The sequence below is a fragment of the Actinophytocola sp. genome (assembly GCF_035634895.1).
Taxonomy (GTDB): Bacteria; Actinomycetota; Actinomycetes; order Mycobacteriales; family Pseudonocardiaceae; genus Actinophytocola.
The window spans coordinates 1-15,348 of sequence record NZ_DASQCC010000072.1 but is presented as its reverse complement, the minus strand read 5'-3'; the positions used below and the strand labels follow the sequence as shown (position 1 = coordinate 15,348).

Annotated in this window: 11 protein-coding genes; 2 read left to right on the top strand and 9 right to left on the bottom strand. The window is 68.3% G+C overall.

The annotated features are described in order from the left end of the window. Nucleotides 1-291: 291 nt before the first annotated feature. From VET29_RS10365 to VET29_RS10325, 9 genes are all read right to left on the bottom strand, one after another. A complete protein-coding gene (locus tag VET29_RS10365; RefSeq protein ID WP_324918274.1) occupies nucleotides 292-1,101 on the bottom strand; it encodes a hypothetical protein in 810 nt (269 codons plus the stop codon). Further along, nucleotides 1,098-2,015 carry an ATP-binding cassette domain-containing protein gene (locus tag VET29_RS10360; protein ID WP_324918271.1) on the bottom strand — a complete coding sequence of 306 codons (918 nt, stop codon included), beginning with the start codon at nucleotides 2,013-2,015 and terminating at the stop codon, nucleotides 1,098-1,100. The genes VET29_RS10365 and VET29_RS10360 overlap by 4 nt, the downstream gene beginning before the upstream one ends. Before the next feature lie 326 nt (nucleotides 2,016-2,341). Further along, nucleotides 2,342-3,157, bottom strand: coding sequence for an FkbM family methyltransferase (locus VET29_RS10355; RefSeq protein WP_324918268.1), 816 nt, complete (start codon nucleotides 3,155-3,157; stop codon nucleotides 2,342-2,344). Then, nucleotides 3,057-4,550 carry an O-antigen polysaccharide polymerase Wzy gene (gene wzy / locus VET29_RS10350; RefSeq protein WP_324918265.1) on the bottom strand — a complete coding sequence of 498 codons (1,494 nt, stop codon included), beginning with the start codon at nucleotides 4,548-4,550 and terminating at the stop codon, nucleotides 3,057-3,059. The genes VET29_RS10355 and wzy overlap by 101 nt, the downstream gene beginning before the upstream one ends. Then, nucleotides 4,535-5,611 carry a glycosyltransferase gene (locus tag VET29_RS10345; protein WP_324918262.1) on the bottom strand — a complete coding sequence of 359 codons (1,077 nt, stop codon included), beginning with the start codon at nucleotides 5,609-5,611 and terminating at the stop codon, nucleotides 4,535-4,537. Before VET29_RS10345 ends, wzy begins: the two co-directional genes overlap by 16 nt. A gap of 336 nt (nucleotides 5,612-5,947) precedes the next feature. Beyond that, nucleotides 5,948-6,868, bottom strand: a complete 921-nt coding sequence (locus tag VET29_RS10340; RefSeq protein ID WP_324918259.1) for a M48 family metalloprotease — start codon at nucleotides 6,866-6,868, stop codon at nucleotides 5,948-5,950. Nucleotides 6,869-6,896: 28 nt separating this feature from the next. Next, nucleotides 6,897-8,093 (bottom strand): hypothetical protein, encoded by a 1,197-nt coding sequence (locus tag VET29_RS10335; protein ID WP_324918256.1) that lies wholly within the window; start codon nucleotides 8,091-8,093, stop codon nucleotides 6,897-6,899. Then, nucleotides 8,090-11,068: a DEAD/DEAH box helicase gene (locus VET29_RS10330; RefSeq protein WP_324918253.1), complete on the bottom strand. Its 2,979-nt coding sequence runs from the start codon at nucleotides 11,066-11,068 to the stop codon at nucleotides 8,090-8,092. The genes VET29_RS10335 and VET29_RS10330 overlap by 4 nt, the downstream gene beginning before the upstream one ends. 11 nt (nucleotides 11,069-11,079) lie before the next feature. Beyond that, complete coding sequence (locus VET29_RS10325) at nucleotides 11,080-12,750, bottom strand: hypothetical protein (RefSeq protein WP_324918250.1); 1,671 nt, start codon at nucleotides 12,748-12,750, stop codon at nucleotides 11,080-11,082. A 162-nt stretch (nucleotides 12,751-12,912) separates the two neighbouring features. Here VET29_RS10325 and VET29_RS10320 point away from each other — a divergent pair, with 162 nt between their 5' ends. Both VET29_RS10320 and VET29_RS10315 read left to right on the top strand, forming a co-directional pair. Further along, nucleotides 12,913-14,094 carry a TIR domain-containing protein gene (locus VET29_RS10320; RefSeq protein WP_324918247.1) on the top strand — a complete coding sequence of 394 codons (1,182 nt, stop codon included), beginning with the start codon at nucleotides 12,913-12,915 and terminating at the stop codon, nucleotides 14,092-14,094. A 280-nt stretch (nucleotides 14,095-14,374) separates the two neighbouring features. Continuing rightward, nucleotides 14,375-15,348, top strand: a 974-nt coding sequence (locus VET29_RS10315) for a hypothetical protein (RefSeq protein ID WP_324918244.1), incomplete at its 3' end; no start/stop codon positions are given.

Here is a 15,348-nt window from a genome sequence, read left to right as displayed (position 1 = left end):
CGCGGCGAGCCCGGTCGTCACCGACACCTGCGCCCAGAAGCGGGCAACACGCCGATGCCACGGCGGTGCCGATGCCCGCGAGGCCGACGAGCATCTCCAGCACTCCGCCGACGATGACGGCGGTGTCCGGGCCGGGACCGGTGATTTAGCCGCGTTCCTTCACCGACCGGTAGAGCAGCAGGGTCGGGATCGAGACGAAGGTGGCCAGCTAGCACACGCCCGCGACCAGCGCGGTGCGCCGCGTCGAGTCCATCGGCGCTCGCGGCGCCGCGGTGGGTCGTTCGATGACGGTCACTTGACCTCGACCCTCGTCACGAAGCCGAGCCCGACAGCCAATGGGACGACCAGCCAGATGACCCCGGTGACGACGATGTTGGCCCACTGTTCACCCGTCAGGGTGGACTCGAACACGAACAGGGGTCCCTGGGCGAACTGGATGTCGACCCACGGTTGCAGATTTCGGAACCAGGCCACGTTCGCGGCCAGCAGCCCGAAGATCGTCGGCAGCAGGAACGAGTAGACGAAGTACGCGGCGATGGCCCCGGCCGAGGCGCGGATCAGCACGCCGAGCATGAACCCGATCAACATGCCCATGACGTTGCCGAGCAGGAAGTACAGCCCTGCGGTCACGGTCACGTCCCACACCAGGGTGGTGCCGGTGATCGCCGTACCGGCCAGGTTGCCGAGCGCGCCGATGACGAACGCCACCAGCACCGACACGACACCGACGAGCACCGACGAGATCGCCTTCGCCGCGATGACCCGGTGCCGGTGCGGTACCAACGTGAACGTCGTCAGCCCGCTGCGTTGGCTCCACTCGCTGGTGACCGCCAGGATCGCGATCATCGGCAGGATCACCGCGACCGGGAACTTGATCGCCAGCACGAACGTGGCATAGGTCAGGTCGCTGTCCGGGGCGAACAGGATGACCCCGACCGTGGCCAGGAACGCGGTGATGACGATGCTCGCGATCAGCCAGAAACCGGACCGGGTGTCGAACATCTTGCGGAGCTCGACCTGCGTCACCCGCGTCAGGGGGATGGCGTGCGGCGCCGCCCGAACGGGCCGGCCTGGGCCTGCGCCCACGGCGACGGTGCTCATGCGACCGCTCCGTCCCGTTGGCTGACGGCGGTGAGTTCGAGGAACATCTCCTCGAGTCCGGCGCCGTCGGCCACCCGCAGTTCGGTGAGGGCGATCCCGGCCGCCAACGCCGCCTTGCCGACCTGTTCGGGATGCGAGTCGGTCCGCAGGGCACCGTGGTCGGACGGGGTCGCGGTGATGCCGGACTCGGCGAGCGCGCGCTGGAGCCCGGGAAGGTCGGTGGCCCGGACGAGCGTGCCCGCGGCGTGCAGGAGATCGGTCTTGGTGCCCTGCGAGACGATCCGTCCGTTCCCGATCATCACGATGTCGTCCGCGATGACCTCGATCTCGTGCAGGAGATGGGACGACAGCAGCACGGTGCCGCCTCGGTCGGCGTAGCCGCGGAGCAGGTCGCGCATCCACCGGATACCGGCGGGATCGAGACCGTTCGCCGGCTCGTCGAGGATCAACACCTCTGGTTCACCGATCAGCGCGGTCGCGATGCCCAACCGCTGCCGCATCCCGAGGGAGTAGTTGCGGACCCGGCGCGACGCCTCCTCCGGCGTCAGGCTGACGACCTCCAGCATCTCCTCGACCCGGCGCGGTGACAGCCCCATGAACCGTTGGGCGATCGTCAGCACCTCCCGGCCGGTGCGACCGGCGTGTTGCGCCGACGCGTCGAGCAGCACGCCGACCTCGACTCCCGGGTTCGGCAGGTCCACATATCTGCGCCCGGAAACGGTGGCCGTTCCCGCATGAGCGCGGGTGAGACCGACGATGATCCGCATGGTGGTCGACTTGCCGGCGCCGTTGGGACCGAGGAATCCCGTCACCCGGCCCGCCCCCGCCGTGAACGTGACATCGTCCACCGCCGTGAACGTCCCGTACTTCCTCGTGACCGCCTCGACGGTGATCACGGACCGAGGTCCTGCCATGGCATGGTTCGCTGGCACCTGGTGTGTGGCATGTCGTGCCTCTTGACTCGAGTTCCCCGACTGTGTGGACGACGCGCAATCCCAAGGAGAGACACGCCTGGAGCGCCGATCGACGGGCTACGCCGGCTGAACAAGGCTGACGCGCGGGCTGGGCACATCGGCGACTGACCGGCCAACCGCACAGTTCAGTCGCCCACCGAGACAACGACGAAACACGCTTAGCAACGAGTTCCTGACCCGGACGCTACGCGCACCGACCCGACAAACGCAACGACGCGCAATTGTGTTGCCGGCGATTTCGCCGCGTCGGCGCAATGAGAATTCGCCTAACGTGAAGCATATACGTAGTAGGGAATCCACGGTCGCCGGTCATCGTGCCGTCGTAGCAACGTGTAGCCGGCGTCGGCGAGCAGCGCACGGACACCGCTGTATGTGCGTTGCCAGTCGGCCCCGCCGCGGTCGGCCTTGAAGTCGTGACAGGAGACCACGAGGTTGTCCACCCGGGGAAGCAGTTCACGCGCACTCTCGAGAACGGCGAGTTCCGCGCCTTCGATGTTCATCTTCAGCAGGTTGATCCGGTCGATGCCGAGCCGGTCGACGAGATCACCGAGCGGTTCGCAGACGACGGGAAGACTGTTCTCCATGCTGGTGGTGATGGCGTTGCCGCCGTACTCCGGTCGATCCTCGATGAACGCGATGCCTCGCACCCCCATCATCGCGCGGTGTACCGCGGTCACGTTGCTCAGCTGGTTCAGCTCGATCGTCCGGCGCAGGCAGTTGAACATGCGTGGATGCGCCTCGACGCTGATGACCCGACCCGACGGACCGACCAGGCGCGACAGCAACCGCACCTCGCCGCCCACGCCGGCGCCGAGGTCGACGACGGTGTCTCCCGGTTCGGGTCGGTAGGCGTGGAGGAACGTGTCCCAGGTGTTCCGGTCCTGGAGGCTGGCCGAGGCGCCGCCGACATGCGCCTGTACGACGGTGCCGGTGCGATACCGGTGGACCCACTCTCCGGCGGAGTACCGGACCGTGCACCGCTCACGACGTTTGGCGGTCACCAGCACCGAGCACAGCGGCGCGAGCCATCGCGGGTCGAGCCGGGGCCGCAGCTTCTCGAGGAGTCGCCGACTGAGCTTCATCTTCTCTCCGTCCAGGCTGCGCGGGCGATATCGGGCGACGATCTCGCGGCCGCTTGGCGACCTCGCGGACCACGAGCAGCAACACCACGCCGACCGCGAGCTGGGCGGGCACCGGGGCGAAGCTGTTGCGGATCTGGACCAGCAGCGGCAGCAGCAGGACACCGACGGTGGAGTGCCCCAACAGAGTGGCCGGTCGTCGTTCCAGCCAGCCGACCGCGAGGCCGATCGCGCCGAGCAGCAACACCACGCCGAGCAGCCCGCCGTTGTGGTAACCCTCGGCGACCGGGGATCCGCCGACGGGACCGACCCGGTCCATGATCTCGACGTTGAACAGCCGGTCGTCCAGAACCGCGGTACCGCCGTGCCAGCCGCCGAGCCGCTCGACCAACCGCACCGGGACCGCGATGAGCGTGATCCCGTGCCGGAACGGTTCGCCGGACGCGTGCCAGTCGAGCACCTCGGCGGTCGGCCGCAGCGAGCAGCCCATCTCGGCGACCGCGTCGAGCGGCGCCGACCACAGCGTGGACGCCGCGGCGATCCCGTCGGGGAGCCTTGTCGTGCGTACCAGCGCGATCAGCACGAGCACGAACGGCACCCCCAGGACCGTCCACAGTGGTCTGAGGGGCCGGCCGCGCCGGGCTTCCACGACGAGCATCGCCAGCAGCGGGAACAGGACCTCGCCGCGACCGCCGACCTGGAACGCGACCACCGCGTGGGCCCCGAACGCCAGCCACCCCGCGACGCGTGCCCTCCCGCCGGAGTTGATCGCGATCACCGCGCCCATCCCGATGAACAGGCTGCCGTAGCCGAGCAGTTCGTTGGACTCGTTGGCCGCCAGGAAGTCCCGATAGCCGCCGTTGAGCAGGCCGAACCCACCGGCACCCAGCACCGACGCGGTGAAGATGCCGATCCCCGTGAACTCGACCACGAGCCCGATGATCCCGCTACCGCGTGGGTCGGCGAGCGGGCCGGCGGCCACGGTCGAGGGTGTGGTGGCCGCCGGTCGGCGAGCGCGACCGGCGGCCAGTTCGGCGCACAGCGCGAAAGCGGTCATGCCGAGGATCACCAGCCTTGTCGCCTCCGCGACGCGGCTGTGGTAAAGCCAGGCGATGTCGCGGTCGGCGAAGAGGTCCACGTCACGCACGGCGGCGATGAGCAGCAGGCCCCCGTGGAACAGTCCGAAGAGGACCAGGTAGGCGGTGCTCGGCCGCCAGAGTCCCCGTCCGGCCAGGAGGGCGAGGCAGAGCATCCAGGCGAGCCAGAACGCCACGGCGTTCACGGGTATGTCGTCACTCGGGGGTGGGACGACCAGAACGAAGCCGGCGAAGCCCACCAGGGCGACGAACGACAGCGGACGGAGGTCGAGGCGGTCCCCCGTCAGCGGTTGGTCCACATGCGCCTCCAGGTCTCGGCGTATCTCTCCAGGGTGTAGGAGGAACGCCTGATCTCGGCGCGGATCTCGGCCCGCTCGACGGCGGAGGTCGCGGCGAGCCGCAGGGCGGTGTCGGCCCAGGCACGGGGCCCCACGGCGAGCGGGAGCAGGGTGATCCCGGTGAGCTGACCAGCCAGTTCGGACAGTCCCGGCAGGCGCGTGGCGAGCACCGGAACGCCGGCGGCGAGCGCCTCGAGCACGACCCCGGGCAGCCCCTCCCGGTGCGAGGGCAGCAGCAGGACGCCGGCGCCGGCGAGCACCTCGTCGACCCGGTCGGTGTCGCCGAGCACGCTCAACGACGGATCCGCGCCGGCAGGCCCACGGAGCCCGACACGGAGGTCGTCGATGCCGCCCGGCCCGGCGAGGACGAGGCGGGTGTCCGGCCGGATCCGCTTCGCCTCGGTGTGCACCCGGAGCAGAAACGCCCGGTTCTTCTCCGGCGCCGCACGTCCTATGTGGACAAACGTGCTGGCCTCCGCGCGCTCGGCGGGCGCCGGAAACCGGCGGGTGTCCACCCCGCCGCCCAGCACCCGGTAGCGTTGGTCGCCGGGCGGCAGCGCGGCGAACGTGAGCGCGGCCGACGTGACAGCGACCACCGAGGTCGCGCTCCGGCGCAGGAGCAGCCGCAACAACGCACGCAACAGCCGGCGCGGCATCGAGTCCCGCCTGCCGTCATGGTCGCTGTGCAGGCACGCGATCCGCATGTGCACCCCCGCCGCGGCGGACACCGCCAGCACCAGCCCGCTCACCAGGCTGACATGGGAGTTGACCGCGTCCGGTCGGGCGGTGCGCAACCAGTGCCACAGCCGGAACGGAAAGGTGGGCCACGGCCGCAACGGACACCGGTCGACGGTCGCACCCACGGCCCGGAACCGGGATGCGAGGGTGCCCTCGCGGTCGCCGAGCAGCAGAATACGTTGGTGTACCTCGGTTCGCGGAATGGCCACACACAGCTCGAAAAGACGGGACTCCACCCCACCGCGATCGAGCACACCGAGAACGTGCACGACGGTCACGCTCATTCCGGCCTCCCGGCCGGGGAGACCTGGCCCAACCAGGAGGCCGCGCGACAGCCCATGTCCTTCACAGGGCCGGCGTCCTGGGCGGCACCGGTGCACGCCCACACGTCCGCGTCCAGAACCACATCGTCCGCCACAGCGGACAGACTAAAGCGACAGGGTGACGACCGCCCAGTCGGTTGTCGCTAAATAACCCGGTAGCGTGAAAACGATTCCGCTGCCGATTCAGTGAACAGGACGGAGAACAGTCGGCCCGCGTTCCGCGCTAACGGTCCAAATCTCCGAACAACGTGCAGGATTGGCTCGGTTCCGGCGCCGGTGGGCTTCGTACCAGGCACATCACCGCAGTGTCTGGATCGTCTCAAGGCGCCTGATCCGGTCGGCCAGCGAAGGATGTGTCGAGAGCAGCCGGGCTTTGAGACCGGCGGCATGCAGGTCACCGGCCTCGGCGTACTGCCAGCGGCGAAACGCCCGTATCAGTCCAGGGCCGTAGCCGAGCTGCGCGGCTGTCCGGTCCGCCTGGTACTCACCGAGGCGGCTCGACCAGGCCAATAGCGGCGCGATCAGCGGCGCGATGAGCAGCCAGAAGCTGACGAAAGCGATCGCCGTCAGCAGGATGAGAGAGAGGAACAGCGCGGCGAGAGCCGCTAGCCCGTTGCCGAAGGCGAGGAAGACCCGACCGACAGCGAGGACGAACCGGATCGCGACGCCGCCGAGGAAGGCGGCCGCTCGGCTCGGCAGTGCGTACCACCACGCCAGCCGGTATACCACCGCGTGTGCGGACAGGTGGTGTCCCAGTTCATGGGCGAGCACCGCCGCCAGCTCGGCGGGCGGCAGCCGCAGCGCCGCCCTCGACACCGCGACCGTGCGTCCGCCTGCCGCCATGGCGTTCGGCTGGTCCGACTCCTCGACCAGCAGGACGTACTTCGAGCCGTTGACCCCGGCGGACCGACACACCGCCTGCCAGGCGGGAACGAGCACCGTCAGCTCGGCGTGACCTGGTCTGCTCAGGTGGAGGCTCATCAGGGACACCGCGGACTCGACCGCCGGCACGAACAACACGACACCGGACAGGATCCACAGCACGGGTAGGACCCATGACGCGGACGGCAGCACCAAGGTGCCGAGCAGGGACATCACGACCAGGCTGCTGAGGAACGCCGGCAACTTCAGTGACGCGGTCAGCCAGCTGGACGCGTCAGGAAGTCGCCGAATGGCAGGTGGTTTCGGATTTTGTTCTGGCACAACGGGTTCGTACATTTACCGTCCTTTGCGATGGTGGTACGGCTCAGCAGAACGAGGCGAGTTGTTCCGCGAGCGTCGTCTTGCCGAAGGCGACCGCCCATTGGTGGGCCGTCGGCAGGTCCGCGTCGAGCTCCAGCTGGGTGTTCAGTCGGGTGAGCCGCAGGCGCACCACCTCCTCGTCAACGTGGGAACGCGACCCGAGGTAGGCGTCGAGCCGTTCGACCAGCGCGGCCTGGCGGGTTCGCCGGTCGGCGCACCACACATGGAAGAACGTGTTGCCCAGCACGACGAACGAACCGACCTGGCTGAGTTTGAGCGAACCGGTGAAGGCCGACGCCGGGAAGGTCACGCGCCACATGCCGCCGGCGACCAGTTCCGGCCCCCGACCGTTCAGGTTCCGCTTCCGCAGCCATTCGGTGATCCGCTCACGGCCCACGCCGGTGCCCGGCCCCGCGTCGTTCTCGCAGACCCCGACGATCTCGGGGGTCTGTTCACACAACTCCGAGAGATAAAGGTCGGCCTGGTCGTCGATCTGACTGTAAGCGAGATAGTGTGGCCGCCCTCCCCGCCGGAGCCCGCGCACGAGGTAGATCGGCAGGTGCACCATCGTCTCGCGGAGACTGTCCGGATTGTCGATCCGCGCCGGCAGGTTGAAGGCATCTCGGTCCGACCTGCTGGCGAGGTCGGCGAGTGCCTCATGCCGGAACCCGTGGCTCATGTTGGCGAGTGTCGTGAACGAAGGGCCATCACGCCCGGCCACCGTGGACAGGTCGGCCGGATCGAGAAAGGTGACGGCGCTCGAGTCGTAGTACGGCCGGGTCAGGGGCCGCGAGCCGTATCCGTCGAAGTACAACTTGCGGCGGTCGTTGACGGTGACGCGATAGCTCTTCTGATCACGCACCGACCGCTTGCCGAGTTCGGTCAGCGTGAATCGGTCACCATCGACCGCCACGTGCTCGATCGCGGTGAGGAATCGCAGTGCCCGGTCGACCACCACCCGGTCCAGACCGAAGAAACCGGCAAGCTCCGCAGTCGTGTGCAGATCCGCCTCGGCGATCGCCTTCTCGAGGTAGCGGTCGATGAGCTCGTAGTCCTCCGCCTCGGTGACGGTTGCCCGTATCTCGACACACCAGACCGGGAGGAGGAGCGCGAAGATCCGCGACGGCATCACCCCACCGCCGTAGGCGGCGTCCTCGAGTGCCCGCAGTTCGGGATAGCGGATCAGGCGTTCGCCGCTCACCGTCGGCTCTCCTCGGGTGCCTCGGCGAGCACGGACATGACCTCCAGGTAGTCGCGCAGGTCGCCATGAGCGACGACGTGGTCCCGTAGGGACCGTGCCAACTCGCGGAAGCCGCTGTTGGTGGCATCCGTCAGGGTGGTCAGGTCGCCGACGAGGACCAGTTGGTTCTTGGCACGGGTGAACGCGACGTTCGCCCTGCGCAGTTCGTCGAGAAAGCCCACATTGCCGTTCTCGTTGCTCCTGGTGAATCCGTACAGGATCACGTCCCGCTCGCCGCCCTGGAACGAGTCGACGGTGCCGACGTTGAGCTCTACCACGGCGGAGCCGCCCACGACCGGGCCGAGGCGGCGCCTGAGGTTGTCGACCTGCGCCCGGTACGGCACGATCACCGCCCACTCCGCGCCAAGCCGGTGATAGTGCGACGCGAGCCGGACAAGGAGATCTGCTTCCGCATTGTTGACGTAACCCGTCCGGCCCCACGCCTCCTGCCCCTTCCCCGACCTGGTCTCCGCCCGCGATCGGGCCGACAGGGTGGAGGTGTCGACGAAGGCGAACGGCTGCGTGAACAGCTCGTCCCGGTGGGTGCGATGGACGGCGGTGTGCAACTGGCCGCCATAGAAGGCGGTGGAGATGAAGTCGGCGATCATCTTCGGCATCCGCCGCTGCCAGGTCAGTGGGACGACGTTGTCCCGGGGGAACCTCCGCGCCAGCAGCTCCAGCACGCTCGTGCTGAGCAACGTGCGCACGATCGGGTCGCCGTCGGCCGCACCCCACTCCGCCACCTCGGTGTCCAGGAACGGCGGAAGCTGGCGGTGATCCCCGACCAGGACCGCCCTCCTGGCACGCACCAGCGGGATGAGCGCGTCCGGCACGCCGATCTGACCGGCCTCGTCGACAATCGCCAAGTCGACGTCGACATCGGACAGCTCGGGACGGGACGCAGCGCCGACACAGGTCGCCGCGAGCACGTCGGCATACCGGACGAGCTCCGGGTACAACTGGCTGGTCTCGCCGGATGCGGCGTTTTGCCAGTCGGCGAGCAGCCGCGCCCTGGCACGCAGCACCGGCACGGTGGCGTGCAACCAGGACGACAGGTGCTGTAGGTCTGCGTGTCTGGTCAACGGGTCGACACCCAACCGGGGCACCGTCGTCAGCGGGGCGAGGGCCGTGCGGCAGGCGTCCGCCGCGACGCCGGCGGCGGAGTCCGCCTGTACGCGGTCCCGAGTTGCGGTCGCCACGGCGGCCTGCGCCCTACGCACCGCCGGGACCTCCCGGGTGGCGGCGTCGAGCTCGTGGTGCGCCGACTCGAGCGCACGCCTCGCCTGCTCGTGCGACTCACGCAGCCGGGTTCGTTCGGCGTCGACCTGTGCCAGCCGTCGGTCGGCACGGCGGGCCAGCAGCCGGAACAGTGCCCCGAGCATGGGTATCCCGCCACGCTCCCCCGCACGCTGCCGCCGCGACATCGTCTTCGCCAGCACGGACTCGCAGCGCTGAAGCCGTGCGGCGCCGGCATCGTGCTCGGCAGCCCATCGGTCGACGAGCGCTTGTGCCGCTCCGCCGAACTCTCGGCGCGTCGCCGCCAGCTCGGCGAGTGCTCGCGCCTCACGATCCGTCGCAGCGGCGCGGACGCCGATCTGCCTGTCCAGCTCCAGGCCCCAGGAAGCGGCGTTTTCGATCTGGCCATATGCGTCAAGGCCGATCGCGACACGGCCCACGATCTCCTCACGGAGATCGGCCGCCAGCCACTCCAGCAGGTAGGGCTTACCCTCCTCGGTCACCACCGACTCGCTGCCGACACGGACGGTCAGCAGCTCCTTGGGCAATCGGGGCAACACGTTGTCGACAGCACGGTTGGTATGTGACGTGACCAGGACACGACGGTGGTCCTTGCTCGGCGTCGAGGCCGACGCGACGGCACCGACGATCTGACTGATCGTCCGCGTCTTTCCCGTGCCGGGTGGTCCGAGCACCAGCAACATGTCCTCAACGGCCACTGCCTTGCGGAAGGCGGCCAGCTGGTCATCGTCGAGAGGCTCCGTCGGTTCCGCGTCGGGCATGCTTACCCGTTCGAGCCTGTTGTCGACCATTGCCGACAGCAGGCGGGTGTTCGCGGCCAGCCGGTCACGGAGCAGGCCGACCGCTTCCCGCTGCTTCTGGTAGACGACCGTGCTGGGGCTTTCCTCCAGATAGCCCTGCGGTGGGATCCGTCCGAAGTCGACCGGCCGATCGAACCTGACGGTGATGACCCGGTTGACCACCCTCGTCACCTGACCACGCTGCTGGGGTTCACCACGTACTTGCACGAACGTGCCCTTGTCCGGTGGTTGTGGGGCGAGCAGATGGAAGTCGTGGGCGCTCTGGGTGCCGTGCCGCAGCTCACCGGTCGGGACGACCTTCCGGTATGCGAAGGGTTTCGCCGATCGCGCGGTGGTGAGGGCGATCTTCTCGGTTGCCTCGACGACCTTGGCGACCGTGTCGAGGAACGTCTCCTGGTTGGTGGTGAGCGCCGGTGTGCCGCTGGTCACCCGCCCTTCGTTCAAGCTCGCCCACTCAGCTGCCAGCCTGGTCCAGTGGCTGTCGCTGTTCGGCGGGATCCCCTGAGCGTGCGGCACCACGAGCCAGCGGGCATGCCTGACCAGCAGGCAGCCCCTCGCCAACCGGTGGTGATCGCGCAGCCGCAGCGGAACCACCGAGGCGATCGTGTACGAGTCCGGCACCCTGCCCTTCCCGGCGTTACTACGCAGAAACAGCCGGACGGCGTAGGTGGATCCGTGGACGAAGAGACTCGGGTCGTCGCCCTGTCTGCGCGGCGCGTCGAACGTCACCGATACGGAGTCGCGGGCGTTCAGGTCCGCCTCGATCTCCGTCAGACTTCGCGGAATACTGGGATGGTCGTGGGCCTGCGCACGGTGCTGGGCTTCCAGGTTCCGGCCGGGAATCAGCACGAACGTGCCGGGTATGGACACAACGCGCATGTCGGCTCTCCTCAGCCATGTTCTCGGCCGGCGGCGCGGAGCTCCTGACCGAACGCGCGGGCGTCGGGCCGAGCGGACGGCTCGGCTCGCAACGCGGCGTCGACGACGGCACCGAGCCGGGCCGGCAGGTCGGGCCGGAAGTGGTTCAGCGGCAACGGGTTTACCGGGCTTGGCAGATGGCCCGTGACCAGGTGATAGGTCACCGCACCGATCTGGAACACGTCCGTGCCCGGCCCCGGGTGATGAGGGCTGCGGCGGGACTGCTCCGGCGCACCGTATTCCGGCGGCGCCTCGCCGGACTCGTAACTCCTGGCGGCCAGTCCGAGATCACGCAGGACCAGGGTCCCGTCATCCATCTCGATGATCCCGGCCGGGGTCAGTCGGCGGTGCGAGTGCCCGCGGTCGTGCAGTGCGGCGAGCGTGGTGCAGAGGCCGGCCAGTCCGGTAAGGATCCGGTACACGCGAAACCGATCAAGCGAAACCTGGCCGACGACGAGTGCTGCCAACGTGTCGCACGGCGCCCCGGACGATAGGGACGTCGGCCAACGGTACGCCAGGCTCACGACGTGCTCCTGCCGATGGAACTGAGCGGGCGTCGGAAGCCCACGCACGGCGGGGAGGTTGGCTCGCAACACGTGCTCCGCGACCAACGCATCCAGCTCGGCCGTGCCCGAACGGGCGCGGACCTGCCGCAACCACACGTGCGCGGGAGCCGACATGGTCCGCAAACCTCGGGCCTGCCTGATGACGGACCCGTCAGCGCTCGTGCGTTCCAGCAGGTACTCGTCGTCGACGAGCAGGTACTCGTGGTCGCCGATGCGCACATCGGCACCGCCGGCCCACATCTGCGGCGCTGCGGGCACGACGACGGGTGCCACGACGTGCCCAGACGGCGCGCGAGGGCCGGCCTCGACGACCGGTAGCTCGGTGAGCAAGGCGACGGCGAAGGCCGCGGCGCGTTCCGCAGCTCGTGGCTGCCACCCTTCGCGGTCGGTCTTGTACTTGTCGCCGCCGGCCGTGTCGGAGACGCTCCGGACCACGATGAAAGGAAGCGAGTCGTTCAGCTGACTGGCATTCGCGAAGCCGGCACTCTCCATCTCGACCGCGGCGGCATCGTTGTAATGCAGCCGAATCAGCCGTGCGATAGGCGAATCGCTGGAGTTGACCACCACATCGCCGGCGGCAATGGGCCGAAAATGAACCTTGACCGGTTCGGAGACATCGGACAGGGACTTCCACCACGTGTCACTACGAGCCACGTCCTTGGCCCGCTGCAGGAGGCGATGCGAGACCGACCATCCTCTCGGTCTGGCATGGAATCCCTCGTCGTCTTCCAAACCACCGTGGTAGGAATGGATATGCGGAGGGACCACGACGTCCCCGAGCACGATGTCCGGCTTGAGGCGGCCCGCGATCCCCACGAACGCAAGCAACTCCAGCTGAAACTCCGGCTGGAGATAGGAGATGGCCCGCTCGGTGGCCACAGCCGCGTCACGGTTGCCCGGTCCGACCTCTACCAGCGCGACCCGTCGCTGCGCGCCGGGGAGCCGGCCGACGTAGAACATCGTGCCGGCTGGGTGGATTCTCTCCGTCACGTCCACCAAGTATTTCCGGACGGCCTGGAACTCGACGCCAAGCGCCGTCAGAACAACTGCCGTCCGTGCCTGATCAGTCGTGACCACGGGCAGACAATAACCCCCTTGGGAAGGCCCCCGACCGCGGGTCCCTGAGTAGAACTATTAAGGACAAGAACATGACAACTCCGGATTATTCCCTGTCGCTGAACATACCGGTGACAGACGCCGACGGGTCGTGAGATGATGTTCTCCCGGGGGTGAGTGCGTGTGGCCACAGTGTTCGTGAACTACCGCGTCCGCGAGCAAGGCGGGTACGCGACACTGCTGCACCGCGAACTCTCACGCGTTTTCGGCTCGAGCCAGGTGTTTCTCTCCTCGTTCTCCATCCCGCCAGGTGACGACTTCGCCGCGGAGATCTTCCGAGCCGTACGCGGGTGCGAGATCCTGCTGGCCGTCATCGGACCTCGCTGGTCCAAGTTCCACCGCGATCCCGAAAGTGACTGGGTACACCGCGAGATCGCCGAGGCGTTCACCTGTGGCGTTCGTGTCGTCCCGGTGCTCGTCGAGGACGCTGACCTACCCACTGAGGCAGAGCTGCCTGGTGGCATCGCGACCCTGGCCCGGTGTCAGTACGTGCGGCTGCGTCACCGTTCCATCGAGAGTGACCTCGACCAACTCGTCCGCGAGATTCGAAAGGTAGCGCCCGCGCTGGACCCGCATCGGGCCGTCGAACCGTTCACCAAGGCATCGAGCCTGTACCAGCTCACCGGTGAGCATGAGTCACCGTGCCGGATCGGCGTGCTCCCAGGGACCATCCGACGGGTCCGCGCGGTGGACATCTGGGTCAACAGCGAGAACACCGAGATGCGGATGGCACGCCACACGGAGTTCAACGTCTCCGCCATCATCCGGTACTTCGGGGCGGTCCGGGACGAGACCGGCGCGGTGGTCGAGGACCTCGTGGCCGATGAACTCGACGCCAAGGTCGCCAGCCGCCGGCCGGTCGCGCCGGGAACAGTGATCACGACGACCGCGGGCATGCTGGCCACGACACACAACGTCCGGTACATCATGCATGTCGCGGCCGTACACGGGGAACCTGGCGCGGGCTTCCGGCAGGTCCATGACATCGGCTGGTGTGTCTCCAACGTGCTTGTCCAGGCCGAGGGGTTGGCCGGGAGCACCGACTCGAACAGCATCCTGTTCCCGTTGCTCGGCACGGGTGTTGCTGGCGCGTCCGTGACGGCGACCACCAGGTCGATGGTGCTCGCGGCCCTCGACCATCTCGCGCAGCACCCCGAGACGCGGCTCAGGCGCATCTACTTCCTCGCCTACAACCAGCACGAGAAGTCCACGCTCGACGAGGTCCTCCGCGGATTGCCCATCGCCGAGATCAAACCACCTGTACAACCACGAGAGCAGTCCGGTCCTTTGCGACTGAGACCCTGACGTCGTTGATCACGGCGAAGATCTGCGGTTCTCCGGTTACCCCGGCGGTTCGGACCCTCCGGCGGGGCGAACCCGCGTTCCTACGCGTCGTTGTCGACTTCCCGAGCTGGTCACGCGATGGTTCCCGGAAACCGCATTCCGGTGCGGCGGCAATCCGCCACAGCGGATTCCGTCCCGACCGGACTTCGCCGCGGCGCGGTAACGCGCGCTGCCCGACTCCCGACATAGCGTCCAGTAACGACCGGCCGCCGATGGGAAGGGAGGTTGAGTCATTTCGACCATGATCGCGCGCAACGCCGCCACCGCCCTCCAGGTCGAACTCCGCCGACTGCTCGTGTCACTGGACCGGAGCGACCTCTGCCTGCTCGCGGCGATGAGCGCGAACCTGCGTTCCGGTGTGCCCGTCCAGGGGCACGCACCGCCGCGGCGACTCAGTCGCCGGGAATGGTTTGGTGCCAGGACATGGCTCACCAAGGCGCCCGCCGGACAGCTCACCCAGATCGCGATCGAGGTCGTCGCCGTGGCGGCACGGCTGCTCCGCGAGGTCCACTCGTGTGCGCCGGAGGTCGTCAGCGAACCGGACGGCGAGCAACTGCACCTTCTGCTGACCACCCTCGGCAGACCTGTCGCACCCGTTGTCCTTTTCGGACTGTTGCTTCATGACGGCTTTTCCGCGCACGCGGTGGCGTGGCGACACAGAAACACGCTCGAACACGCGGTGCGGGACACCGGGAACTCGGTCACATTCGACCAGCTGGACAAGTTGACAAAAAGTGGAAACCAGGCCGTAGAGGAACACATGGAATACGCGGGTACGACGCCGGTGAACACCGAGCAACGGGATCCGGACTCACTCATCGCACTTCTCGCCGAGGCCCGCGAGGAGGCGGACGCCCTCGCCGTCACGTTGCGGTCAGCGGCCGACGTCGTGCTCGGCGGTGGCGCGGTCCCGACCGAGGTCGACGTGGCGCTGGCCGCCTACCGTGCCCGCAGGGAGACGATGATCTCCGCGCTCGGCGACGACGTCGACCCCGAGTCGATGCCGACGTTCGACGACATGGGCGCGTGGATCGCGGACCTCCGGGCCCGGGCGGCCCGCCGCGCGGAGGAGGAGTCGCGGGCACAGGCCCGTTCCGACGAGCTCGCCGCCCTCGAACGGCAGATCCGCGAACTACAGGCACAGCGGGACGGCCTGCTGTCTCCACCCGCCGAGCAGACCGCACCGGCGCCGGCATCCGAACCGGCCGTGTCCGC

What these genes read in the sequence shown, in the direction of transcription:
- VET29_RS10365 (WP_324918274.1), bottom strand. Translation starts at nt 1,101, where the DNA reads ATGAGCACCGTCGCCGTGGGCGCAGGCCCAGGCCGGCCCGTTCGGGCG.
- VET29_RS10360 (WP_324918271.1), bottom strand. Translation starts at nt 2,015, where the DNA reads ATGGCAGGACCTCGGTCCGTGATCACCGTCGAGGCGGTCACGAGGAAG.
- VET29_RS10355 (WP_324918268.1), bottom strand. Translation starts at nt 3,157, where the DNA reads ATGAAGCTCAGTCGGCGACTCCTCGAGAAGCTGCGGCCCCGGCTCGAC.
- VET29_RS10345 (WP_324918262.1), bottom strand. Translation starts at nt 5,611, where the DNA reads ATGAGCGTGACCGTCGTGCACGTTCTCGGTGTGCTCGATCGCGGTGGG.
- VET29_RS10340 (WP_324918259.1), bottom strand. Translation starts at nt 6,868, where the DNA reads ATGTACGAACCCGTTGTGCCAGAACAAAATCCGAAACCACCTGCCATT.
- VET29_RS10330 (WP_324918253.1), bottom strand. Translation starts at nt 11,068, where the DNA reads ATGCGCGTTGTGTCCATACCCGGCACGTTCGTGCTGATTCCCGGCCGG.